The sequence below is a fragment of the Lentibacillus sp. genome (genome assembly GCF_035301925.1).
GTDB lineage: Bacteria > Bacillota > Bacilli > Bacillales > Amphibacillaceae > Lentibacillus.
Window position 1 is genome coordinate 35,087 of record NZ_DATGTI010000004.1, and the last position, 24,237, is coordinate 59,323.

Below are 24,237 nucleotides of genomic sequence, written 5' to 3' on the forward strand. Positions count from 1 at the left end.
ACTGACCCGCCTCGTTTCTGACATAAACCTATTCTTTAACTCAATACTGACTGCGGTTATTTCCCGGCTTGGAAATTGACCGCTGCGCTGCCGACGGCGTCCCGCCTCCCTGACCTTTGTGATTGTTGTTGAACAACCTTCCCCGACGGACTTGTTTCACCCAAAAGCCGCCGTGTATCTGTTTCGGTTCATAAGCAATAATAAAAGCTTTCTCATCTATTGATTTAATCGTTTCATAAAGCCTTAATTCATATTTTCTCGGTGTCAGAATTTGCATTGCCAGCCGGTCACCTTCCATTCCATAAGCAAACCAGCTGGTCACACCATACCCCTTTTCACGGAGCTGCCGCGTAAAATCGATGTTTGGATCGGATGAAATGACATTAACAGTAATGTAGCCGAGTGCCAGCTTTTCTTCAATTTTGGTACCGATAATCACACCCAGTCCAAAACCGAGCGCATAGGCGATGATATTCTGGATTTCGTTTAAATTGTCCAATACAAGTCCAAGTCCCAGGACGTACATGACAACTTCAAACATGCTGACAAATGCAGCCATATAGCGCCGACCTTTCAGCGTCAGGATCATGCGCATCGTGGAAAGTGACACATAAACGATATTGATGATTAATATAATCGTTACCATAACAATGGCATTACTTAGCAACGTTAATACCTCCTACCGGTCACAGCGGTACAATTGATTTTTCACGAACCATGACATTCACCCAATTTTCAGCTGTGCATAAACTGTAACACCATTTTTTATCGAAAAGAGGTGTCCTTATGGATCCGTTTAAACAAATGGCCGACTGGCGGAAAAACATGGATCATTTTTTTGGTGATAACTTTTGGAATGAATTTGAAAATATTATAAAGCCAACAATTCCGCAAATCAATATTTACCAACATGAGCATGAACTGTTATGCATTGCCAGCATACCCGGATTAACCGACCTGAAAAAAATTGAAATCTTTGTAGACCACACAACACTCGAACTGAAAGGCGCCATCGACATTGGCTATTCAGATGGTACCGTCGTCAAAGAAGAAATTCTGCAAGGTGTCTTTGAACGAAGCATTACATTACCATATCCCGTACGGCAGGACAAAATAAAAGCCACCTATCAAAATGGACTGGTAATCATTCATCTGCACCGGCTAATTTCAGATGAAAGCAGCCGTAATAAAGTGAGCATCCAATTGATGGATGACAATTAAGCCTTATTCGGTCCATACACACGTTTTTCATCTGATGACTGCCTCCCGCTAAGCCGCTTATTCAGTGATCGTTTCCAATTGGGGGCAAGCAGTTCACACGATGCCAGCTGCTCAGCCAGTTGTAAATCCCGTTTTTTCACATACATGACTTCGTTGCTGGCAGCAATCGTCCATTCGGGATACGGACGGTCGATCAGTTCCATTTCCATTCCCGCTCCGGCATATCCTTCCTGCAGCACGCGATAATACCAGCCGGTCAGCCCACTGTTTTGGATCTTTAAAGCTAGATCCATCACCCGAAAACGCCGTGCAGGCTTCCAACACGGTCTGCGCGGCTGGGAAACCTGGATGATACTGTCGCCGAACCGGTATGTATCGCCTATGCAAACCGTAGATTCATCAGCACGCGCCATCGACAGATTTTCCCCAAACCCGCCAACGCCAATGTCATCTATTTGCTCAACTTCACGCCAATAAGCATAATGTTTGGCTGGGTATGCAAAAAGGGCTTTGTGCGGGCCGCCGTGACTTTTCTTGTCTGCCACTTCATCATCGGTAAAACCTTCATGTCCAACCCAGCGCTTGCCGTCCGCAACGTTTTTAAAAATGCCGCTTTCCCACGGTCTGTTCATCCGGTCTTTCGCATCCGGACGGCCCATCTGTTTCACTTTTCCCGTCAGGATTTTATTGACAATTGGTTTCGTCACGTGAGCCACTCCTTTCATCCCTATTGTATCTTTAATGCCGAAAAAACGAAAACGCCGCATCCGCTGTCGTACTTCCATCATATTTTCCCCAATTTTAATATAAAATTATGAGAAACTTGTGATAAAATTATCATAAGACAGGGGGAACGAAATGAAAAAACATCTTTTTTGGATTTTGCCAGCTATTGTGATCATCATAGGTATTTGCCTGATTTTTAATCGGAGTATTGACGATGTAACGGAACAGCCGGAAGAGGACTGGAGCAGGAGCCTAAAGATTGGGACAACAACCGTCGATAAAAAACTGCCTGTCCGTGAAAACGAAGATGGTAATGTCGTCACCCAAACGTATGAGGAAAATATGGTCCGTTTTAAAACGTTCAATGACAACTTTGAATTGATTGACGAAACGCCTTTTGATATCCCGTTTGATAAATGGACACAAGTTTTCCTCCATGACGATCAGTTGATTTATCATGATTACAGGGATATTTGCGATCAGGATGGCAATGTGATTATTCCTGATGCCAAACGGTTCTATCCATTGGATCATACCGTCCTCTACATAAAAGAAAATAGCTTATATGAACTGGATCCGGCCGACCACTCGTCCGCAAAAATAATGGAGCTTGAAGAGGGGATCGAGGACATCATACCTTTTCAAGAAGAACAGACACGCTACTTCATGACGGAAACCTCTCGTAACAACAACATCGAACTCAATGTATATGAATTGGCTGACAAAGATGCCGAGCTTGTCCATGAAGAAAAATTCCAAATCGATGCCATGCAGACAGTCGACGATATTAATTTTGCCGTTCATGACGGAAATCTGGCTTATGTAATGGAAACTGTCCAGAAACAAACCCAGGGGTCACCAGAATCCTATACGTATTTTACAGAAAAACCATTAGGCAGTGATCAGGAAACGTCACTGCAGCAAATGACATTCCATGACCCCGTCGGTAAGGGCCTTCTTAGTGAGGCAAGTAATATCACCCTATCATATCAGGATGGCAGCCCGCAGCTTTTATTCAGTGCAGGCGGTTCGACAAAAACACTATACCAGGGTGACCAGGCATTCAACATTTATTCAGCCACCATCACAGACAGCGGAAGTATTCAAACTTCACGAAAAAGCAACACGCCCAAAGTATCCGGCCATCCGCAATGGATTGATGAGTCGACAGTAATGTGGCTTGAACGGGAAGGTGACACGACAAATATTTACGTGTCATCCAGCAATCCGGCCATCATTGATAAAGCAGCAGGTCTTGCAAAGGACGATTGGCTGCACGCATTGGGTAAAACGTTGGGAATGCTGGCTAAAGTACTAATCACGCTTCTGGTTTCCACCATCTGGCTGATGTGGCCGATTTCATTTATTGTGCTCATGTATCTCATTCAAGGCCGAAAACTGGATGAGGATCAGACGTGGTTCTTCTACGCCGGGATCGCGATTTATATGCTGGCTGTCTTTATTTTCAAGGACATTATCTTTATTGATGCCATGTTCGCCAGAGCTCCGGATTATTTAACATTTACCGGAAGTTCCTACATCTATATCCTGGCCTTTGCCGTGATGGCTTTCATTGCGGCACAATCAACAAAAACGACACGCGACTGGCATGCGCCGGCAAGGATATGCTGTTTTGCTGGAGCGCACGTCCTGATGCTTTTATCATTTTTCGGACCGTATTATTTTTAGTTGCCGGCAGGTTCGGGAAAATTCAGCGATTATCCAATAAACACAGATTTATCCCGCATATAACGGTCAGTAACCCGCCAAAATACGGCGGCTAACTGACCATAAATGTCCGATTCGGTTCAACTAACATTCAGGGGAATAAAAAGCAATTCCCCTGAATGAAGTTTCACTTTATGTTACAGTGAAATAACAAACAGAATCAATTGGGGGAACCAATCATGGCAGACCAACTTAGAAAAGCAACATTTGCCGGGGGCTGTTTCTGGTGCATGGTGAAGCCATTCGACCAGTGGAACGGGATTCATGCTGTCGTTTCCGGCTACACTGGCGGGCATACAGCGAATCCGACTTATGAAGAAGTGAAGAGCGGAGCAACAGGACATTATGAAGCAGTGGAGATTACCTATGATCCCGACGTCATGTCGTATGAGGAGATTTTAAATATCTACTGGCGGCAGATCGACCCGACTGATGACGGCGGACAATTTCACGACCGTGGGGATTCATACCGGACAGCGATTTTTTATCATGACGAAGAACAAAAAGCACACGCTGAAAAATCAAGACAGTCGATTGCTGATAGTGGCAAATTCAAAGATCCGATTGTCACAAAGATTTTACCGGCACGGGCGTTTTATCCGGCTGAGGATTATCATCAGGATTACTATAAAAAGAACAAGGACCATTATCAAAAAGACCGGGCAGAATCCGGACGCGATGAATTCATAGAGAACGTATGGGGAAAGCGGGCTTAGACGCTCCCCTTTTTTGATGGTTGTTCTGTTGATATTTCCTTTCTTTTGTTGATACCCACTGCAGCCAGTACGTTTCAAATGTTTTAATTTCCCTCAGAACTTGTTTGAAAATCTACCGTGGCATATACTGGTGTTTCAGGCTTGAATTTTTGCCGATCATCATTTTCTCGTCGGGAGCGGACAACATGTCAAATCGTCAATCACTCACACCTTTAAAAATGCTGTTATTCAGTTTTCACGCTACGAATACGATCATTCTCAGTTTTTTGCCGCTTTATCTGGAATATAAAGGACTCAACGGCACAGAAATTGGCTGGGTGCTGGCGGTCGGGCCGCTCGCTGCTATCTTTGCTCAGCCATTCTGGGGGTATATGAGTGATAAATATAAAACTGTGAAGAACATTCTATTAATCTGTATCGCCGGCCTGCTCGTCAGCAGTGTCATATTTTTTCAGATGAATGGACTAATTGCCATTTTGATAGCCGGTTTTGTATTTTATTTTTTCACGTCCCCGATTGGCGGGCTTGGCGACAGCCTCGGACAGCGGCGCGCAGATGATTTGAATATCTCGTTCGGAACGATTCGTACATGGGGATCAATAGGCTTTGCGATTTCCTCACTGATTGTCGGCCAAATTCTGACAGCTGCCGGCATTCAGTATATGATCTGGCCATATCTGTTTTTTGGCACGATTGCGTTGATTGTCACCTTTCGCCTGACCGATGTGAAAGTGGAATCGGATCCGGTCCAATTACGGGATGTCCGGAAACTTATTCAAAATAAACCATTCATGCTGTTTTTGTTTTTGATCATGTTTATCACAATGACACACCGCGCGAGTGACAGTTTCATCGGATTATATATCACGCAGCTGGGCGGGAACGAAGGCCTCGTTGGCATCGGATGGTTTGTCGGAGTCGCCAGTGAGGCATTGGTCTTTGCGTTTGCCGGACGCTGGTTCCGCACGTATCATACGCTTGTTTTTGTGATTTTTGCTGGTATCGTCTACAGTCTGCGCTGGTTTCTTTATGCGGCGGCTGACGATCCGATGTATATTATTATGCTGCAATTGCTGCACGGCATTACATTTGGCGTGTTCTACCTGGCTGCACTGGACTATGTTACCAGACTGATTCCCAAACTGCTGCAGTCGACCGGTCATCTCATGTTTTATGCAGTGTTCTTCGGTATTTCCGGGATAATCGGCTCACTCCTCGGTGGGGCGCTAATTGATTCGTACGGAGGTGGCGTCTTATATGCGGTTTTGGGATTCTCGGCAGCAGCCGGCGTACTCTTCCTGAGCATTTACCATACCATGACTTCCAGAAAGCAAGTCCGGCAATTTTAAAAAAGCGGAACCACCGAATGTGTGGCGCCGCTTTTTCACTAGCTGAGGAAAATAAAATATAAAACAAATATGACAAACAAACCATACATAATCGGATTAACCTCTTTCATGCGGCCTTTCAGAATCATCGTGATTGGATAGAAAATGAACCCTATGGCAATTCCCGTTGCGATACTGTATGCTAGCGGCATCGAAATGACTGTCAAAAATGCCGGCACAGCTATTTCAAACTGATCCCAATCAATATCTTTTAACGAAGCTGACATCATGACACCGACAATAATCAATGCTGGTGCCGTCACCTCCGAGGTCACAACACTCAATAATGGCGAGAAAAACAATGCCAGAAGAAAAAATCCTGCGGTAACAACCGATGCAAATCCGGTGCGCCCACCTGCTCCTACACCTGCTGTCGACTCGATATAGGAAGTGGTCGTTGATGTCCCGATAACGGCACCAGCGACTGTTGCAGCAGAGTCCGAAAATAAAGCTTTTCCCGCACGCGGCAATTTATTATCCTTCATCAGCCCGGCCTGGTTAGCAACGGCGACAAGCGTGCCCGCTGTATCAAAGAAATCAACAAATAAAAACGTGAGAATCACGACAAGCATTTCAATCGTGAAGATGTCACCAAAATGCATAATGGCCTCACCGAATGTCGGCGCAACACTAGGCACTTCCCCGACAATCCCGCCGATTCCGGACGGCGTATCAATCAAACCGGTCAACATGCCGGCAAGCGCTGTGATGATCATGCCATAGAAAATGCCACCTTTAATGTTCAAGCTCAGTAAAATCACCGAAACCGCAATTCCAAAAATGGCCAATAGAACGGTAGGTGACGTCAGATCGCCCAATGCCACGAGTGTCGCATCATCCCCGACAATGATCCCGGCATTCTGAAAACCGATAAAAGCAATGTAAAGACCGATTCCTGCACCGACGGCCATTTTCAAATTGGAAGGAATCGCATTAATAACTTTTTCCCGCAAACCGGTCAGTGTCAAAACGATAAAAATGAGTCCGGATGCCAAAACACCAGCCAGTGCGGTTTCCCAAGGGATTCCGAATCCTAATACAACCGTGTATGAGAAAAATGCATTCAAGCCCATACCAGGAGCGAGAGCAATCGGGTATTTTGCAAGCACTCCCATGATGAATGTACCCAAAGCGGCAGCAATTGCGGTAGCCGTAAAGACCGCACCCTGATCAATCCGTGTCACCCCTTCAGGCAGTTCTTCCACTCCGACCAATGCTAGTGTTGAGGGGTTTACAAACAAAATATAGGCCATGGCCAAAAATGTCGTCAACCCTGCCATAAACTCACGCTTGTAATTCGTGCCATGTTCTTCAAAACGAAAATAATTTTTCAACGTTCTCCTCCTCACTTTTTCTTAAATGCGTGTTGAAAAAGGGCGTTTCATTTTCACCGGACTTTTTGAACATCCTCAAAAAAATAAAAAGCACTCCTGATTCACAAGAGCGCTACAAGACAGTGCAAGAAAAAGCAATCAGAAGAGACATAACCATGCTCATCATAATTACTATATCCTGCGTAGTCAGACCATTTACGGTGGTCCGGTAGAGACTCTTGGGCCATATCCCCGAAATTATACGCAAATTATTAAATTGTAACATTAGGGTACGATAAACAATCGATAATGTCAATTGAAATACGAACTTTTTGTTATAATTTATTTAAAATGTTCGTTATTCCCATTCAATCGTTGCCGGTGGTTTGCTGGTGACATCATAAACGACCCGGTTAATATGCGCGACATCATTCACCAGACGTGTTGATATCTTCTCAAGGACATCCCATGGAATGCGCGCCCAATCAGAGGTCATGCCATCAACTGATGTGACTGCCCTAATACCGATTGTATAATCATATGTGCGCGCATCTCCCATCACGCCAACACTGCGGATATCAGGCAGAACAGTGAAATATTGCCAAATGTCCCGATCCAGACCGGCAGCCGCAATTTCCTCACGTAAAATGGCGTCCGATTCGCGGACAATCTCAAGTTTTTCCTCCGTCACTTCCCCAAGCACGCGGATAGCAAGCCCCGGTCCGGGGAAAGGCTGCCGCCAGACAATGTTTTTCGGCAGACCAAGCTGCAGACCGAGCTCACGGACTTCATCTTTAAACAATGTGTTCAGCGGTTCAATCAGCTCAAATTGCATGTCTTCCGGAAGCCCGCCGACATTATGATGCGACTTAATCGTCTGAGCGGTTTCCGTACCACTTTCGATTACATCCGTATAAAGCGTCCCCTGTGCCAGAAAATCAATATCTTTTAATTTGTCTGCTTCATCATCAAAGACGTAAATGAATTCGTTTCCGATGATTTTCCGTTTCGCTTCCGGGTCATCAACTCCCTTTAGCTTTGACAAAAACCGGTCAGCCGCATCGATTTTAATGACATTCATATCAAAATCATCCTGAAAGGTTCTCGTGACCTCGTCCGCCTCATTTTTCCTAAGCAATCCATGGTCGACAAAAATACATGTCAGCTGTTTCCCGATGGCTTTATGGATCAACGCGGCGACAACCGATGAATCCACACCGCCACTGAGTGCACACAACACGTTTCGGTCGCCGACTTGTTTCCGGATATTCTCAACTTCCATGTTGATAAAATTCTCAATCGTCCAATTGCCTTCGCAGCTGCATATGTCATAAACAAAGTGTTTCAGCAGCTGATGGCCATATTCCGAATGCCGTACTTCCGGATGAAACTGCACACCATACAACCCGCGATCCGGATAGCTCATAGCTGCAATCGGCGTCGATGGACTGGTGGCATCCGTCTGAAATGCGTCCGGGGTCTTCATTACTTTATCACCATGACTCATCCAAACCGTTTGTTTAACAGGTGTATCCTTGAACAAAACCGGGTCTTGATTCAGATTAATTTCCGCCTTGCCATATTCACGGTTTGACGTTCTCGAGACGTCACCGCCAAAGTATAAAGCCATCAGCTGCATACCATAGCAAATGCCCAAAATTGGAATTCCCAGTTCAAAAATCTCGGGATCGCAGCGGAAACTTTTGTCATCATGAACACTGTGGGGACCGCCTGACAGAATGATCCCTGTTGGGTTCATTTCCCTGACCTTATCAGCTGTTATCTTATGGGAGTGCAATTCACTGTAGACACCATGTTCCCTGATACGTCTGGTAATCAGCTGGTTATACTGACTGCCAAAATCCAGCACTAAAATCATATCGTTCTGTTCCATTCACTTCCGCTCCTATCAAACACAGCATTTTTCTTATAGAGGTTGTTCAAACTCATCGAGCATGAGCTGACGCCCAGTCGCGCGCGAATTCTTGCAGGTGTCGCGCGAAATCACACCCGTGCCGCGCGAATTAACGCTTTTCCTTCCGATTATCCAATAAAATAGCCTGAACTTCTGCCATTATGCAGCCAAAGCCGCACGAAGACAGAAATCCAGGTTATCATACATCAACCTATCGAATTCCGCCTTCATAGTCAGAGCATTTACGGTGCTCCGGTAGAAACTTTCGATCCATATTATCGAGGATATACGAATGGCGTTTGAAATCATTTTTTAGTGGATGCTCAAAAAGTATGGGTATCCTCCCTGTTTGAACATGCCTGTTAGTACTCATTTATTCTACTAATCAACCAGGCATGCGTCAAGCCATGATTTGCTTCATTAAATTTTTCCATAACTGGCTTAATTCAATGGTTTCCTCACTATTCATCTCGTTTTTATACAATATTTGTTCGTAATGACGTGTCAAGTGATGCATCGCGGTAGTGCTGTAACGGAAGTCAACCCGTTTGGCGAATTCCCGCAATGTCTGGTCGGGATTTTTGAACAAGCCTTTATGCTTTAGAAGTGCGAGCAGATAGTGATAGGCTTCCTGGAACGTCTGAGCATCCTTTTTGCGCTGCAGCTTCCAGAATAAATAAGCTGTCCGCCAGCGGAATCTTGTTCTGTAGATAAAGAACACAATCAACACAGCCACTGCAACGACAATCAGCACATACCACCAATTTATGTCAATATTTTCCGTATTATCGTTATTTTGTGCTGTCGCCGCTTCTGTATCATCTTCCTCAAGTACCTCTTCCTGCTGCCCCTGAGCTATTGCTTCTTCTTCCTCGGAATCCAGTGCACTGTCCTGCTCGATATCATCCATATTCATATGAAAATCAGTCAAGTTCGAAAAACCCTGTGTCGGCTCAAAGGGTACCCAGCCTGAACCGGGAAAATATACTTCTACCCAGGAATGGGCATTGGCATTCGTGACTTCATAAATATCATAATCATCCGTTGTATCGCCGTTTTCAATCACCTTGCCACTTGTAAACCCTTTGGCCCAGCGTGCCGGGATATCAAGCGAACGCAGCATGACGACCATTGACGTGGAATAATTATCACAATACCCCACTTTTGAATCAAACAGGAACTGATCCACGTAATCCTGATCTTCCTCAGGCACCGGAACGTTATTAATCTGGTACGTAAACCCGTTTCTGCCAAAATAAGATTCAATGGAACGGGCGCTATCATAACGGTTGTCATCATCTTCCGTAATATCTGCCGCCAGCTCGCCGACACGCTCCGGCAACGATTCAGGGAGCTGTGTATAGCGCTCTTTTATGGCTTCAGGATCATCTTCAGGTCTCGCTTCACGCAGTTTATCGATGGCAAAAGACGGGGAATGATAAGTAATGGTATACTGATCAAGTTTGACACTATCCCCATCCCGTTCTGTCCCGATTTCTCCATGCTCGTAGTCTGTCCGCAAATAAAAGTCACGCTCTGAGGTCACTTGCGAAATGCCATACGGATAAACCAGTTTTTCCATATCACTGTCATCATGAAAGTCCAGCATGGTATCAAATTCTTCAGTTTCAACGCTTGGTGAAAATGTTTGCATGCCGATTCGCTCACCGCTCATCAGTTCATACTGCGGCTCAACAGATTTTTCCCAGCCTTTGCCGGTATAGACATCTTTCGTTTCCACACGCCAGTAATGCTCATCTTTCGCTGCTGCCTGAAAAACGGGCGTATAGTCCTGTAAGAATGAGCCCCCCAGCCGGCTGTCATCTTCGCCATATCCCACTTTTTGTATTCCTGATCCATTGTCCGGACCGCCGGCATTTTCAGCGGCACTTTGGATGAATGGAACTGGATCAGGCCATTGCGGATTAAATTTAGGGGCGGCATATCCGATCAAAGTCGAAAACAGGACAACCCCAACGAGTGGAATCACCCACACGGGAGTTTTCTTAAGCCATGAGAAATGAACTGACTCCCGATCGATTTCTTTGAAAAAATTCGACATACCGAGCGCAACAAACGATACAATAAACGTGCGGACAATGGCAGCATCCGCCTCATATGGTGTAAATGTATCCAATAAACATAGATAAACAAATGTCAGTAAAACGAACACAAATACTCGCTTCATGACGATAAACCAATAATGGAGCAGATAACTCAGCATCCAAATGAGCAGCAAAAATAACACACTGCGGAATAGAGGCGTGAGCTCGTACCATTGCTGGGCAAATAAAGCATTCAAGTTGAAGGCCATTTCCACCAACAATTGCTCAATCCATCTTCTGCTTAACATTGGCGCTGCCATAAACAGACTGTCAATAATCAGTATGAGCCCCAAACCTTTCAGCGGCATTGAAAGCCACCATTTCACACCAAGCATCGAAATAAAGAAGCAGAACACGGTATACAAAATGAACACTGTCATATTGGCGACATCACCGATTTGATTAACGGGATACAACCATTCCAAAAATAATATGAATGCACAAATATATAATAGAGAGGTGTATATATAAGGGATTTTTCGTTTCAAACGCTTTTCACCTCAATTATGTTACCGGCTAATTCATTTTCGGTGAGAACATTGATCACAACACCTTCTGAACGAAGTCGCCGGATCATGTTCTGTTCGTAAGTGGAAATCAGTGATGATGCCTGAATCAAAATCACTACAAGGTTCCTTGTCCGTTGTCTCATCTGCTTGATCACGTCCTGGAGCTCAGTTTCCAAATGCGTTGTGACAAGAATCATATTGGTGCCGGACGGGATTTGCATTATTTTTTCCCGTAACTTAACGGCAAACGGAATGGTGCCTCCAGGCTGAATCCTTGTCAGGTGCCTTCTTATCCAATCTTTTTTGCCCGGATCATGATGCACCGGGAAATAAACAGTGCCCTCCCCAATGGACAAAAAGCCTGTCTGTGATACCTGCTTTTGAATCGATTCAAGTAGAGACATTGTCAGTTCAATCGCCGTTTCAAATGCCAGTTCATTCAATCCCTGGTCATGACAGGCATCCAGGATGACCAGCGTATCTGTGCTTTTTTCCTGTTCAAATTCCTTTGTGATGACGGTATTCTTTCGCGCTGTCTGTTTCCAGTCGATCCAGGAGAATTTATCACCCGGCATATATTCACGAATACCTGTGGCGACATTGGTATTTTTTAAATTCACCGCGTGTGACGAAGCCGATCCCTGGTCATAACTGTTGATATTTTCGGTAATTCTGACTGACCGCTCATTTGGAAAGACGACAATCCGATCATCCACATAAAAAATATGCTCTTTTTTCACAATGCCGAATACATCACCGGTCCGAATCCGCACTGCCCGCAGCCGGTGTTCACCCCGCGGTATTTGCTCAATAGAGTAAGGCATGTCAATGTTACGCTTGAAGCCGGGAAAGACAACTTTTTTAATCTCACGGGTCATATGCCGTTTTTCCGGCTTCCTCAATAAGCGATACCGTTCAAGATAGTTATCCGCTTTCTGAAGGGTATCGGGAAATAGCTCTTCACAAATACAATAATATAATGGATATGGAATGGAACGTTTAATGCGAAGGTTTACCTGAATATGATCTCCTGCCCTGGTGACATAGCGGGAAAGGTCTCGTGTAACATGCCAGTTTTTAATGGGATAAAATAATAACCCTAGATGATACAAGAAAATCGGCAGGCTGGCAAAAAACAGAAACCAGCTGACAAATCCGCCCTGGAACATCGCAAACGAAAAAAGAAGCAGCAGCAGAAAGATAACGAAACTTAAGTTACCCGCAAACCTTAGCTTATCCTTCATCAATTAAATTCCTTTCGAATGGGAATATATGTGTTTCGTACGATTTCTTCAATAATCGAATCACTTGTCATGCCATCATATTTAGCTTCGGTGTTTAGAATGATCCGGTGAGCCAATATGAATGGCGCCAGATACTTGACATCATCCGGCAGAACATAGTCACGCCCATGAATGTAAGCATACGCCTTGGCTGCTTTCATTAAAGCGATCGAACCACGCGGGCTTACACCGAGATAGATAGCACTGTTGTTGCGTGTTCCGGTTACCAGTTTGATAATATATCGCTGCACATTCCGATCGATATAGACCTCCTTGACCGCTTCCTGCACATCCATAAGTTCGTCTTTATCCATCACGGCTGAAATCGCCTCAATCGGGTGGTTTTTGGACGTGCGTTCAAGCATACGCATTTCCTCTTCAGCTGACGGATAGCCCAGTTTCATTTTAAGGATAAACCGGTCAAGCTGTGCCTCGGGAAGCGGGTATGTTCCTTCATATTCAATTGGATTTTGTGTCGCCATGACAAAGAACGGCTTTTTCAAAGGAATCGTTTTGCCGTCAACCGTGACGTTCATTTCTTCCATGCCTTCAAGCAATGCGGATTGTGTCTTTGGTGAGGTGCGGTTAATCTCATCTGCCAATACGATATTTCCCAGAATCGGACCTGAGCGGAATTCAAATTCCAATTCCTTCGGGTTATAGATGGATACACCGGTTACATCGGCAGGCAATAAATCCGGCGTGAACTGGATACGTCTAAAATCGCAATCCAGTGATTTAGCCAAAGTTCTGACAAGCATTGTTTTGCCGACGCCCGGCACATCTTCCAGTAAAACGTGACCCTGGGCAAGAAGGGCAACAAGGCTGAGTGTTGCTTCTTCCTCTTTGCCGATCATGACTTTATTTATATTCGTTAAAACTCTCTCAATCTTTTCATTGAAAACGGCAGTATCCTCCATCATCCAGTAAACGCCTCCCAGCATTCTATTAGAGGTAATCATTCTATTCCATGTTTACTATACTAAAATGACCGTTGAAGTAAAAGCGGGACAGACGCCATGTCCCCCTCTCGTTACTCTATCAATGCTAGAATCCATTATGCATTATAATCTGACTTTTTATACATTTAGCATTGGGTTGTCTTTCATACCCACCCAAATATTGGACTGTTCCAGCTGAAATGCCAGCTTAAGCAGTTGGTTCTCTTTCCCTTTGGAAGCCATTACTTGGACGCCTAACGGAAGTCCTTCCCTTGAAACATGCACAGGCAGCGACATGGCCGGCTGACCGGTCAGATTGGCAAGCTGCGTAAATGGTGTATAAGTGAGACTTGGCAAAAAGACATCCCAAATGATGGCCTGCTGCTGTGTTTTATCTGCCTTTTCCATTTTTTGGTGCAAAGCTTCCTGATCGGCTTGCGAATGGCTCAGCTCTCCTATTTCAGGTGCCGTGTAGGCCGTGGCTGGTGTAATGAAAAAGTCATACGTCCGGTGAAAGGCTTCCATTTGTGCAGCCGCCATATCCCATGATGCAAGACTTTCTGAAAAGTCCGCTGCGGAAACCGATTTTCCCGCCTCATGCAACAGCCATGTTTCGATTTCAACATCGTCAGGCGTGAGTTCTCTGCTCAGCGAACGTTCCAACTGAGCCGTAACCGCGGAAATTTCACCGCTGTTCATCATATAGTAATCTTGCATTAACCGGATGCCGTCCACATCATGGACTTTTTCTTCCACAGTATGCCCGGCTTTCTCCACCCATTGCACTGTTTTGGCAACCGCTTCTCGTGCATCGTCTGACACAGGTGTGCCAACCGGTGATTCCGTTGTATAGGCAATCCGGAGCGGTTTCGTAAAAGGTACTTCCATATCTTCTTTATATGATCCTGAAAATGCCGGTGTCTGAAACGCCGCTTCAGGCTGAACGACCTGCAAGATATCGAGCAGTGCCGCACTGTCACGGACACTCCGGCTGAGTACAAAATCAATCGATGCCCCCTGCCATTGCCGGCCGGACCCGGGTCCGACGGGTGTACGCCCGCGTGTCGGCTTTAATCCGAACAATCCGGTGAATGAAGCCGGGATGCGAATCGAGCCGCCGCCATCACTGGCACCCGCAGCCGGAATAACGCCGGCAGCAATTGCCGCAGCAGCCCCGCCACTGGAACCCCCTGACGAATGATTCGTGTTCCACGGATTGCGTGTCGGACCATAAAGCTCAGGCTCGGTAATGTTTTTCAAGCCGAATTCCGGTGTATTGGTATGTCCCATAAATAAAAATCCGGCTTCGCGCAGTTTGCTGACAAAATTCGCATCGCGCTGACTGACCGTGTCCTTCATTAATTTTGAAGAAGATGTGAGCAATTCACCGGCAATTGACTGTGACAGGTTTTTCAATAATATCGGAACCCCCGCAAATGGCTGTTCGGTATTAATATTCTCTGCCTCGGCCATCACACGGTCTTTGCGGTCATGTACGACAGCATTCAGGGTAGGATTGACCTGTTCAAGGCGCTGGAAAGCAAGATTAAGAAATGCTTGTGGCGTGAGTTCGTTCATCCGGATAAGTTCAGCGATATCGGTTGCATCCAATTTCAAGTATGTTTGCAGGTTCATCATATTCCTCCTGTAATGTGCTACCACTTATTGTATCACGTTATCCGGTGATTGCCGATTTTTCTGATACTTAAAAATAGTATTTGCACGACACGTTATCACGTTTTTTTCGGGAAGGTCCTCTGCTTTCTGTGATTTTCAGTCACATGATAAAACCAATAACATATGACAAAACGAGCATTGCACATAGCGGCAACAACTGCAGGCAACCGTAAAATAACCTTAACTCATCCGAGCACCTCATTTATGACTGTCATCGCCGTCTGCGTTTCCTAAAATTCATTGTTTATACGGTATAAGACTTTCCATTCCAGCCAAACTAAAGTGCAGTCCGGGCTTGTTTGTCTGTGATCATGAAAGGAGAAAGAAACGATGAGAAGAAAACAGGGCATGATACGTTATGAACATAACAGGACGGCTATTTTTATCAGGGATCTCGGGAGACATAACATGCACAAACCTAACGGTAAAAGGTAAATCAAATGGCCAAGAAATATGGGAAGCACATTGACAAACTTGAAGCGCTGCTTTGGAGTATCGCCCTGCCCGGATTTGGACAACTTTTAAACCGGAAATTTTTTAAAGGTCTATTACTTATTATTTTGGAATTCGTTATAAATGTATTGGGAAACTTCAACGATATCATCATTTTAAGCTTTCATGGCAACATACAGGAAGCCATTAATCAGACAAATTACGGGTGGCTCATGTTCTATCCGTGTCTCTATTTCTTTGCCATGTGGGATGCATACAAAGACGCTGAAGGTGAAAGCAAACCATACGCCTTTGTCCCATTCGTCTTTTCAGCTTATTTCGTAACCGTGGGATTAATCTTTTCACCGATTTTTACGATATTTGGCCAGCCAATCGGGCCGATGTGGCTGCCAATGCTGGGAGGCTTGCCGGTCGGCCTTACTGTTGGCGGCATCATTCGCTGGTTGCTGCTGAAAAGACTGGAAAGGGACAGGGATATCGGTACATAGAATATTTACCAACAACGGTTGAAAGAAACTTACGCAAAAACATGATTCATTCATGTTCTAAATCGTATTTTCGAACAACTTACTTAGATGGGCGTAATAGATATGTTTGCTAAAGAACTGAGCGGGCAGTTTTCACTAATATGCCAAAAGCATAGATAAGCGTGTTCGTTATTTATAATTTTTTAACCGGAATGAAGGTATTTTTATATTTAAAAAAGTACAACAAACGAATTACCGTGCTGTTGACAGGTGGGCTACACGGAAAAAAGAAACCAAACCTCCGTACGATTTGGTCAGATAGTTGCTATATTATTTCGTATGTTTCTTCACCAAAACGGACCTGTCATGTTCACGTAAAGATCCTTTTTTCTTGTTTTCTTTTACGCCGATAAACAACACCTATGATGCCGATCATGACAACAATGATCGGAATGACAGTCATGAATAAAGTACTCCCCAGTATTGAATCTTCCTTAACGTCGTTTTCAGTTGTTTCCGATACTTTTTTCTTTCCGGGTTTTTCTAACTGAAAAGAAGAAATAACCTCACCATTTTGTTTACGGAGTTTCAGCACACCTTCATCACTGATATCCTGATGCACTTCTTCATTGATCTTATGTGTATAAGTCAGGTGGTGTGCCGTTTTATATTTTTCATTGCCGGCTTCAAAAATCGTTCCTTTATCAATAGCAGATTGCTCAAAGTTTGCAAAACCATAGTCCAATAAATCGATGGTATCCTCATAAGACGCCTTCTTTAATTTGGCGTTTAATGTAATGACAATCAGGTTTAAGTCATCCTTTTGCGCTGTTGTCGCCAGCGTATGTCCGGACTGATCAACAAACCCGGTCTTCCCGCCGGTTATATCAGGCTCCTGCCGCATTAATTTGTGATGGGACACAAGTGTCGTATCCCAGGATTCGCCGTTCCACTCAAGCTCGATGGTCCCAAAAATATCCCGGAACGTTTCATTGCGGATAGCGTACTGCGTTATTTTGGCCATGTCTTCTGCCGTTGTCATGTGGTCGGAATCAAAGAGACCGTGGGGATTTTCAAAGTGTGTGTTCTGAATACCGACTCTCTTTTGCAAGTATTCGTTCATATCAGATGCGAACTGCCCCACACTGCCGCTAACATGTTCGGCAATCACCACACCTGCATCATTACCGGAATTAATCAACAGTCCCTGGATAAGTTTTTTTAATGTGACCTGCTCACCTTCCTCCAGATAAACGCTACTTCCTCCAGTGTTCCTTGCTTTTTCACTGACCGTTACCGTATCATCAAGGTCAGCCGTTTCGATGGCAAAAATAGCTGTTGCAATTTTCGTTAAACTCGCCGGATACATCGGGGCATTTGCATTTTTTTCATAAAGGATATCACCTGTCTCCGCATCGATCATTACAGCGGCTTCACTGGCTAAGGATGGTTCTGAGCTATCCGATTCAGCATCCGAAACAGTCATGAAAAGTGGATTTAAGGCTATGATGGTTGTCAGAATTAATAATCGTTTAATCACAATAACACCTGCTTTAATCTATCGAACATTCTATTTTTTCATTTTACAATATTTTTGTCGAATTGTTGTCCACTTTGACAAATTGTTATCTACTTGTAATTGGGACATCTTGGAAACGCGACCCTATAGCGGGATAAAGTGGCGGCAATTGAGCAGAATAAGGGTGCAATGTACAAGCGTCAGCCGGAAAATGCGTAAAGGAAACGTAAATACACATTCATTGAAATATGCCCAGAAAAAGTATAGGATATAAATAATAATTATTATTTAATAACTGTTATAAAATGTCTGCAGGTAGGATTTTTTCACGACGTGCAGCATCCCATTACCGTTACTTGTCCAGATGCGGCATAACTTCGGCAGCGACAGCTCCCCTCGGTATAAAGATACTGATCCAGATTAAACTTTTAGCCGTAAAGGAAGTGACATAGATGACAAATGACGCGAATGCCATAACGTTTGAAAATGTGAATTATGGCACGGATGGCATACATATTCTGAAAAATATTACCGGGGCCATAACTGAAGGGAAAATCACGACCGTTGTCGGCCCTTCAGGCGCAGGCAAAACAACTCTGTTCAAATTATGCAACGGTTTGCAATCACCAGACTCAGGCACTATTAATATCCAGGGAAAACCAATTGACAGCTATAATCCAGTCGAATTACGCCGCAAAGTCGGTATTGCGCTGCAAAACGCAACCATGATCAGCGGGAGTATCCGGAAGAACCTCGAACTTCCGTTAAAACTGCAGGGACATGAATTGCCCGAGGAGCGTGCCGGCGAATTGCTGAATATTGTCGGGCTGCATGACGTATCATTAGAAAAGAAAACAAAGGACTTATCCGGCGGACAGCAGCAGAAGTTATCGATTGCCAGAACACTTGTGAACCAGCCGGACATTCTGCTGCTTGATGAGATCACTTCTTCATTGGATAGTGTCTCCCGCCAGGATGTCGAAGAGCTGATCACACGTATTAGCCGCGAATATGGCACAACGATTTTATGGATCACGCATAGCCTGCAGCAGGCGATCACAATCGGCGACGAGACATGGGTCATGATGGACGGTGAAGTGGTGGAAACCGGCCCTAGCAATTTTTTGAAGCATCCGCAAAATGATCGGGTAAAACAATTTGTGCGAGGTGAAATCGAATGAGCTTTCTGACATTATCCATATCTCTACTATTCGTCATCATCCCGATTGTTTTATCCAAAACGCTGAATCTTGGACTGGAAAAAGATACAATCATTGCAGCGCTACGATCGATCATCCAGCTGCTGGCTGTCGGGTATGTTCTGCAATTTGTGTTCAACTATGAAAATTTGCTTTATATCGTGCTGATGGTCATACTGATGATTGTCGCTGCCACACATAATGCACAGAGAAAAGGCGCTGCCATCAAAGGAATTATTTGGAAATTAGTCGTTACATTTATTTTTGTGGAAGTACTGACACAGGCCATTTTGCTTGGGTTAAACATCACACCCCCGACTGCGCAATACATTATTCCAATCAGCGGAATGGTTGTCGGCAACTCGATGGTGTTGGCCATCCTGTTTCTCAACCGCTTCACGTCGGAAATTGAAGCGCATCAGGACGAAACCGAGCTGATCCTATCACTCGGTGGAACACCAAAACAAGCCATTCATACACAACTTAAGTCATCGATTCAGGCAAGTACGATTCCAACGATTGAAAGCCAGAAAACAATCGGTCTCGTCCAGCTGCCGGGCATGATGAGTGGGCAAATCATTGCCGGGGCCGATCCTGTTCAGGCGGTCCTCTTTCAGCTGCTCGTTCTTTTCCTGCTGCTGACAACAGCCGTCATTACCAGCATCATGCTTGGTTATTTATCCTATCCGACCCTGTTCAACCAGCGCATGCAGCTAGTGAACACATTCGACGAAAACAACGAGTAAAGCGAAACTTCATTCAACAGGGCGTTCTATCCTGTTGAATGTTAGTTGAGCAGAATCGGACATTTACGGGCAGGTAGCCGCCGTTCTTTGGCGGGTTACTGTCCGTTACATGCGGGATAAAGCGAAACTTCATTCAACAGGGCGTTCTATCCTTCTTATAGGCGGAATATAATTTGGATTGAAAAGCTATGCAGGACAATATAGTTGAAAATACGATAGGCTGGTGAAGCGAATGACGCAAAAACCGTTATTGGGGGTACATCACCTCATCCGGGAATGGCGCCACCCTGCCGGCTGACTGTTGCAAAAACGTCCGGATAAATATGAAAATTCCATCAGTACAAAAAAATGGCATGACCCAGGAAAAAATTTCCCGTTCATGCCACTTTTCCGGTTTTGTTACAAAGGGGGGTTAATATTTATATATAAACAGAATGACACTAAGTCTTCTGTTTATCACTTGATGACGCTGCCTGTTTCTTATCCAGACGCATTTCGATTCGCGAGACGCGCTTTTCATCAGCCAGTAATTCCTGTTTATTTTCCTGTACCAGTTGTTCGAAATTCAATGGTCGTGATCTCATCCGAATACACTCCCCATTCGATTTGTATTGACATATTCACCACGTGTCTCTTCGATTACACGGTAATTTTTGTGATTAACGACGGTGTTGGGATAGCCGTGATTGATTTTTTCATAATTTTCCATACCACTTATATCAACCACAATGGTGTTTTTTGTTTTCGAAGGCAGCACTTTTCCTCTGATTAACATACCATCCTGTTCAAATTCGATGATATCGCCTTGCCTGGCTTTTTTTCGGTCAGGTCTGAACATATAGAACCTCCTCACAGAACGCAAGCCTGAGATACACCTTAGCTTGTTTCATCGTTTTGGACAGGAAAACCATTCAGCTGATTTTCCCGCTGTGTCTATCTGATTTATCGATGTTCAATTATTATCATACACAGTCATAACGGCACGATCATGGGAAAAATGTGGCATAAATATATAAAAATATGATTTTATGTTATAAATGCGTGTTATCCAATCAAGACCAGGACTTCATTGCTGTCAGACATAAAAAATCAGGGATGTTTGCAAATATCCCTGATTTTTATTCAGAATTTCACGCCTATTTCTGTTCATTGATTATTCGGGCGGACGATGATGTCACTCACATCAACATTTTGCAGCTGGTTGACAGCATAGAATACTTCTTCGGTCATATCTGTTGCCTGAAGCGTCGTGAATTAACTGCCACGTTCTGTTAAACTTCCGGATCAATCTGTTCTGCCGCAAAGTCATTCATGCACGCTCCCGATCTTTATCTTTCTCAAACAATACAAGCAATCCCGGAAGCAGCACACCCCTTATCAGGAATGTGTCCATCAAAATGCCGACTGCCACAATAAACCCGAACACGAACAGCAATTGAATTGGCTGTGTCATCAGAACACTGAATGTTGCCGCAAGAATGATACCTGCAGACGATATGACGCCGCCCGTATTGGCAACAGCCTTTTCAATCGCTTTTTTAACAGGGTGTTTCTCTCGCTCCTCCATGAATCGTGAAACGAGCATAATATTATAATCAATGCCGAGTGCCACAAGGAACACGAATGAATAAAGCGGTACACGGTTGCTGACCGTGTCAATGTCAAAGAAAAGATCTGTCAAAAATGTGCCCAATCCGAGCGCTGCCAGAAAGGAGACAAGGATGGACCCCATCATATACAACGGCATTTTGAATGATTGCGTTAGAAAGATGAGCATGCCAAATATCAATACGGTTTCCAGTATGACGATAACAATCAAATCCCGGTTGTTTAATGAACGATCATCAACTGATGTCGCCGTTTCCCCGGCAAAATACAAATCACCCTGTATATGGCTGTCCTCCAGAATGTCTTCAGAATTATTAATCATTCCTTCCAGCGCATCCATTGTTTCAGCTGAATATGGATTCGCACCAAATGTCATTTGATAGGAGATTGCTTCCTGATTATCGGTTATATTTTGAATACGGACGCTGCTGACCAGCGACTGTTCAGACAGATTATCCTTCAGCGTCTGCCGTTCTTCTTCACTGACTGCTTCGTTTGTTTCCAATAATACCGTTGCGGGTGCAAGAACACCCGGTTCAAATTTCTGTTCCAGAATCTCATAACCTTCTCTTGACGGCATATCGTCAGGAAATGACTTCATTGTATTAAACTCATATTCAAGGTTTAACACATTGCTTGCCGAAATCAGCAGAAAGATACCAATGAGGACGACGGATATAACAGGTTTTCCTGTCACGAACCGGCCAACTTTACGCCACAGTGAACCCGCCTTAACTTGATCATTACCGACACGCGGCACTTTCGGCCAGAATGATTTCCGGCCAAGCAAAGTGAACAATGCAGGAACAAGCGTCAGTGATGCCATTAAGACGATTGCAATGGCTATACCGAATATTGGTGCAAAATTACGGTATTCACCAAACTCGGCAAAGAATAAAACAAGCATGGCAGCAAGGACCGTGCCGCCTGAATAAAAGATCGGCGTTCCCGTACCTCTCATCGCAAACTTCATAGATTCGTATTTATTTTCCTGCTGTTTTAACGCTTCCCGATAGCGCGAGAACACAAAGAGTGAATAGTCAATAAGCGCGGCAAACAGCAAAATCGTCATAATTGAAAACGACTGCTGTCCTATAGCCAGCCCTGCTTTCCCCATAAGTCCAAGTATCTGGTTCACAGCTTCATAAACAAACGCAGCACCCACTAATGGTATCAAGGCCAGAAAAGGTGAACGATAAATAACAACCAATAATACTAGGATGATTCCAACGGTAGACATGATCAGAACAATATCCGCCCGGGAAAACAGTTCAACTGTATCGGCACCAATGGCGGCAGGACCCGTGACTTTCATTGTCATGTCCAAACTTTCTTGAGATAGATCATTTATTTTGTCAATTGAACTTTTAATTTCGCTATTTTCCAAAGACGCATCAAACGTCAATGGTATCATGGCCGTTGTTTCATCTTCGGAAAAGAACTGTCTGGCAGCCTGTGGCGGTATGTCCGCAAGAGGAACCATTCCCTTAAGGCCTTCAACATCTTCCTGTGTAACCGTATCTATAAAGCCGGCAAGTTCCGATTGCTCGATCTTCCCATCATCGCTCTGGAACACCAGTATACCCGGAACACCATCATTGTCGCCAAAATAGTTATCTATCTTATTTTGGGCAATGACCGATTGCGCATCATCGGGAATCGATTTGATGCTGGATACCTGATAGTCTCTGGCGCTCGGGGCAAGGACAGCAAGCAGCAGCGTTCCAATCAGCCAGATTGATAGCGTAATCCACATTCCTTTTTTCGTTGTCACACGGTCTGTGATTGCTTGTAATAATCGATTCATTTATGTAAACTCCTTTTCAGCAGGGAACACATGTGTCACTTTCATCCAAACAAATGACATACATGTCACTTATCAGTATTCCTTAAAGTGACACATGTGTCAACTAAGTTTCTGTGAACATTCCATGACTTAATATTCTGGTCACCTGCTCAATCCATTCTTCACGGGAAATATTTGAACGATTGGGGATTTCGACCAGCTGAAAAATAAACACCAAGATAAGGTCAGCCGGAATGTCCGGTTTCAGAATCTTTTCTTTTCTGCCCCTTTCAATAAAACCCTGCAGCTGTGTGTACATGTCATCATGCATCCTGTCAAGACGTTCCTTGCTTTCTTTCATTTTCGTATTGGCATTAGCAGGTATATACTGTGAAGCTTTTAGAATTTGATGGATTCTGCTATGCCTGTACATTAATCGGATTAAATGATTAAACTGTGCTGTAAAACCGTTATATGTTTCAATATCCTTTAAATCTTCCATAAATTGATGCATGTGGTAAAGCATGTAGTCCATAACCAGTTCATCTTTATTTTGATAGTATTTGTACAAAGCCGACCGCGACACATTAAGACGCTCAGCCAGCTGACTGAATGTAAAACCCTCAAAGCCAAGTTCCAGCAATAATTCCTTCGTGGCCTCAAACAATGACTCCCGGGTAAATTTCCGTTCGCGTGCCATAAAGTCACTCCCGCTTTAAATGTATTACCATTGTTCAGCTCAAATCAACGATTCAATTACAGACCAATCATCTCTCAAATTTTGATCGGAAAAACAGGGTATGCATTAATGTCAAAAATACGAAACTAAAAGCGAAAAAAACAGAACTTGCTGAAAATGGTATTTTAATAAACAGAAGCTGTTGAAGACCGAACACGATCATTATGACAACGAGACTGATGAATGTTTTAAGATGTA

The 24,237-nt window shown here is 44.2% G+C and carries 20 protein-coding genes and 2 riboswitches; of the genes, 7 read left to right on the forward strand and 13 right to left on the reverse strand.

Going from position 1 to position 24,237, the window contains the following annotated elements; translation table 11 throughout:
- Positions 1-40: 40 nt before the first annotated feature.
- A complete protein-coding gene (locus VK080_RS00280; protein WP_324222796.1) occupies positions 41-667 on the reverse strand; it encodes a DUF2179 domain-containing protein in 627 nt (208 codons plus the stop codon).
- Positions 668-786: 119 nt separating this feature from the next.
- On the opposite strand from VK080_RS00280, the gene VK080_RS00285 reads away from it, so the two are divergent.
- Positions 787-1,221, forward strand: a complete 435-nt coding sequence (locus VK080_RS00285) for an Hsp20/alpha crystallin family protein (RefSeq protein WP_324222797.1) — start codon at positions 787-789, stop codon at positions 1,219-1,221.
- On the opposite strand, the gene VK080_RS00290 is transcribed toward VK080_RS00285, so the two are convergent.
- Positions 1,218-2,009 (reverse strand): MOSC domain-containing protein, encoded by a 792-nt coding sequence (locus VK080_RS00290; protein ID WP_324222798.1) that lies wholly within the window; start codon positions 2,007-2,009, stop codon positions 1,218-1,220. The two genes, VK080_RS00285 and VK080_RS00290, sit on opposite strands and share 4 nt — an antisense overlap.
- 70 nt (positions 2,010-2,079) lie before the next feature.
- Here VK080_RS00290 and VK080_RS00295 point away from each other — a divergent pair, with 70 nt between their 5' ends.
- From VK080_RS00295 to VK080_RS00305, 3 genes are all read left to right on the forward strand, one after another.
- Entirely contained in the window at positions 2,080-3,636 is a 1,557-nt protein-coding gene (locus tag VK080_RS00295) for a hypothetical protein (protein ID WP_324222799.1), read from the forward strand.
- 218 nt (positions 3,637-3,854) lie between these two features.
- Complete coding sequence (gene msrA / locus VK080_RS00300; RefSeq protein WP_324222800.1) at positions 3,855-4,391, forward strand: peptide-methionine (S)-S-oxide reductase MsrA; 537 nt, start codon at positions 3,855-3,857, stop codon at positions 4,389-4,391.
- A gap of 185 nt (positions 4,392-4,576) precedes the next feature.
- Positions 4,577-5,740, forward strand: coding sequence for an MFS transporter (locus tag VK080_RS00305; protein ID WP_324222801.1), 1,164 nt, complete (start codon positions 4,577-4,579; stop codon positions 5,738-5,740).
- Between the two features lie 38 nt (positions 5,741-5,778).
- Here the strand turns inward: VK080_RS00305 and VK080_RS00310 are convergent, their stop codons facing one another.
- From VK080_RS00310 to VK080_RS00335, 6 genes are all read right to left on the reverse strand, one after another.
- Positions 5,779-7,113, reverse strand: coding sequence for an NCS2 family permease (locus tag VK080_RS00310; protein WP_324222802.1), 1,335 nt, complete (start codon positions 7,111-7,113; stop codon positions 5,779-5,781).
- Between the two features lie 163 nt (positions 7,114-7,276).
- Positions 7,277-7,378, reverse strand: a riboswitch (purine riboswitch).
- A 72-nt stretch (positions 7,379-7,450) separates the two neighbouring features.
- On the reverse strand, positions 7,451-8,986 hold the full coding sequence (gene guaA / locus VK080_RS00315; protein ID WP_324222803.1) for a glutamine-hydrolyzing GMP synthase: 1,536 nt from the start codon (positions 8,984-8,986) through the stop codon (positions 7,451-7,453).
- Positions 8,987-9,217: 231 nt separating this feature from the next.
- A riboswitch (purine riboswitch) is annotated at positions 9,218-9,319 on the reverse strand.
- Positions 9,320-9,407: 88 nt separating this feature from the next.
- On the reverse strand, positions 9,408-11,600 hold the full coding sequence (locus VK080_RS00320) for a transglutaminase TgpA family protein (protein WP_324222804.1): 2,193 nt from the start codon (positions 11,598-11,600) through the stop codon (positions 9,408-9,410).
- A complete protein-coding gene (locus VK080_RS00325; RefSeq protein WP_324222805.1) occupies positions 11,597-12,865 on the reverse strand; it encodes a DUF58 domain-containing protein in 1,269 nt (422 codons plus the stop codon). The genes VK080_RS00320 and VK080_RS00325 overlap by 4 nt, the downstream gene beginning before the upstream one ends.
- Entirely contained in the window at positions 12,865-13,827 is a 963-nt protein-coding gene (locus VK080_RS00330) for a MoxR family ATPase (RefSeq protein WP_324222806.1), read from the reverse strand. The genes VK080_RS00325 and VK080_RS00330 overlap by 1 nt, the downstream gene beginning before the upstream one ends.
- A 156-nt stretch (positions 13,828-13,983) precedes the next feature.
- Positions 13,984-15,480, reverse strand: a complete 1,497-nt coding sequence (locus VK080_RS00335; protein WP_324222845.1) for an amidase — start codon at positions 15,478-15,480, stop codon at positions 13,984-13,986.
- Between the two features lie 482 nt (positions 15,481-15,962).
- Between VK080_RS00335 and VK080_RS00340 the strand changes: the two genes are divergently transcribed.
- Positions 15,963-16,463 carry a hypothetical protein gene (locus VK080_RS00340; protein WP_324222807.1) on the forward strand — a complete coding sequence of 167 codons (501 nt, stop codon included), beginning with the start codon at positions 15,963-15,965 and terminating at the stop codon, positions 16,461-16,463.
- Positions 16,464-16,812: 349 nt separating this feature from the next.
- Here VK080_RS00340 and VK080_RS00345 read toward each other — a convergent pair whose 3' ends face one another.
- Positions 16,813-17,982, reverse strand: a complete 1,170-nt coding sequence (locus tag VK080_RS00345) for a D-alanyl-D-alanine carboxypeptidase family protein (RefSeq protein ID WP_324222808.1) — start codon at positions 17,980-17,982, stop codon at positions 16,813-16,815.
- Positions 17,983-18,413: 431 nt separating this feature from the next.
- Here VK080_RS00345 and VK080_RS00350 point away from each other — a divergent pair, with 431 nt between their 5' ends.
- Together VK080_RS00350 and VK080_RS00355 are read left to right on the forward strand one after the other, a co-directional pair.
- Entirely contained in the window at positions 18,414-19,142 is a 729-nt protein-coding gene (locus VK080_RS00350; protein WP_324222809.1) for a phosphate ABC transporter ATP-binding protein, read from the forward strand.
- Positions 19,139-19,906 (forward strand): ABC transporter permease, encoded by a 768-nt coding sequence (locus VK080_RS00355; RefSeq protein WP_324222810.1) that lies wholly within the window; start codon positions 19,139-19,141, stop codon positions 19,904-19,906. The genes VK080_RS00350 and VK080_RS00355 overlap by 4 nt, the downstream gene beginning before the upstream one ends.
- 440 nt (positions 19,907-20,346) lie before the next feature.
- On the opposite strand, the gene VK080_RS00360 is transcribed toward VK080_RS00355, so the two are convergent.
- From VK080_RS00360 to VK080_RS00375, 4 genes are all read right to left on the reverse strand, one after another.
- Positions 20,347-20,490: an FbpB family small basic protein gene (locus tag VK080_RS00360; protein WP_324222811.1), complete on the reverse strand. Its 144-nt coding sequence runs from the start codon at positions 20,488-20,490 to the stop codon at positions 20,347-20,349.
- The gene (locus VK080_RS00365; RefSeq protein WP_324222812.1) at positions 20,487-20,744 is read right to left on the reverse strand and encodes a YkvS family protein; all 258 of its coding nucleotides are present in this window, start codon (positions 20,742-20,744) and stop codon (positions 20,487-20,489) included. Before VK080_RS00365 ends, VK080_RS00360 begins: the two co-directional genes overlap by 4 nt.
- Positions 20,745-21,215: 471 nt before the next feature.
- Positions 21,216-23,321 carry an MMPL family transporter gene (locus tag VK080_RS00370; RefSeq protein ID WP_324222813.1) on the reverse strand — a complete coding sequence of 702 codons (2,106 nt, stop codon included), beginning with the start codon at positions 23,319-23,321 and terminating at the stop codon, positions 21,216-21,218.
- 103 nt (positions 23,322-23,424) lie between these two features.
- Entirely contained in the window at positions 23,425-24,000 is a 576-nt protein-coding gene (locus VK080_RS00375; RefSeq protein WP_324222814.1) for a TetR/AcrR family transcriptional regulator, read from the reverse strand.
- Positions 24,001-24,237: the final 237 nt, after the last annotated feature.

Bases quoted from the DNA above. Each gene is read 5' to 3' on its own strand.
- VK080_RS00285 (WP_324222797.1), top strand. From the start codon at position 787: ATGGATCCGTTTAAACAAATGGCCGACTGGCGGAAAAACATGGATCAT.
- VK080_RS00290 (WP_324222798.1), bottom strand. From the start codon at position 2,009: ATGATGGAAGTACGACAGCGGATGCGGCGTTTTCGTTTTTTCGGCATT.
- VK080_RS00295 (WP_324222799.1), top strand. From the start codon at position 2,080: ATGAAAAAACATCTTTTTTGGATTTTGCCAGCTATTGTGATCATCATA.
- msrA (WP_324222800.1), top strand. From the start codon at position 3,855: ATGGCAGACCAACTTAGAAAAGCAACATTTGCCGGGGGCTGTTTCTGG.
- VK080_RS00305 (WP_324222801.1), top strand. From the start codon at position 4,577: ATGTCAAATCGTCAATCACTCACACCTTTAAAAATGCTGTTATTCAGT.
- guaA (WP_324222803.1), bottom strand. From the start codon at position 8,986: ATGGAACAGAACGATATGATTTTAGTGCTGGATTTTGGCAGTCAGTAT.
- VK080_RS00325 (WP_324222805.1), bottom strand. From the start codon at position 12,865: ATGAAGGATAAGCTAAGGTTTGCGGGTAACTTAAGTTTCGTTATCTTT.
- VK080_RS00330 (WP_324222806.1), bottom strand. From the start codon at position 13,827: ATGATGGAGGATACTGCCGTTTTCAATGAAAAGATTGAGAGAGTTTTA.
- VK080_RS00335 (WP_324222845.1), bottom strand. From the start codon at position 15,480: ATGAACCTGCAAACATACTTGAAATTGGATGCAACCGATATCGCTGAA.
- VK080_RS00340 (WP_324222807.1), top strand. From the start codon at position 15,963: ATGGCCAAGAAATATGGGAAGCACATTGACAAACTTGAAGCGCTGCTT.
- VK080_RS00350 (WP_324222809.1), top strand. From the start codon at position 18,414: ATGACAAATGACGCGAATGCCATAACGTTTGAAAATGTGAATTATGGC.
- VK080_RS00355 (WP_324222810.1), top strand. From the start codon at position 19,139: ATGAGCTTTCTGACATTATCCATATCTCTACTATTCGTCATCATCCCG.
- VK080_RS00360 (WP_324222811.1), bottom strand. From the start codon at position 20,490: ATGAGATCACGACCATTGAATTTCGAACAACTGGTACAGGAAAATAAA.
- VK080_RS00365 (WP_324222812.1), bottom strand. From the start codon at position 20,744: ATGTTCAGACCTGACCGAAAAAAAGCCAGGCAAGGCGATATCATCGAA.
- VK080_RS00370 (WP_324222813.1), bottom strand. From the start codon at position 23,321: ATGAATCGATTATTACAAGCAATCACAGACCGTGTGACAACGAAAAAA.
- VK080_RS00375 (WP_324222814.1), bottom strand. From the start codon at position 24,000: ATGGCACGCGAACGGAAATTTACCCGGGAGTCATTGTTTGAGGCCACG.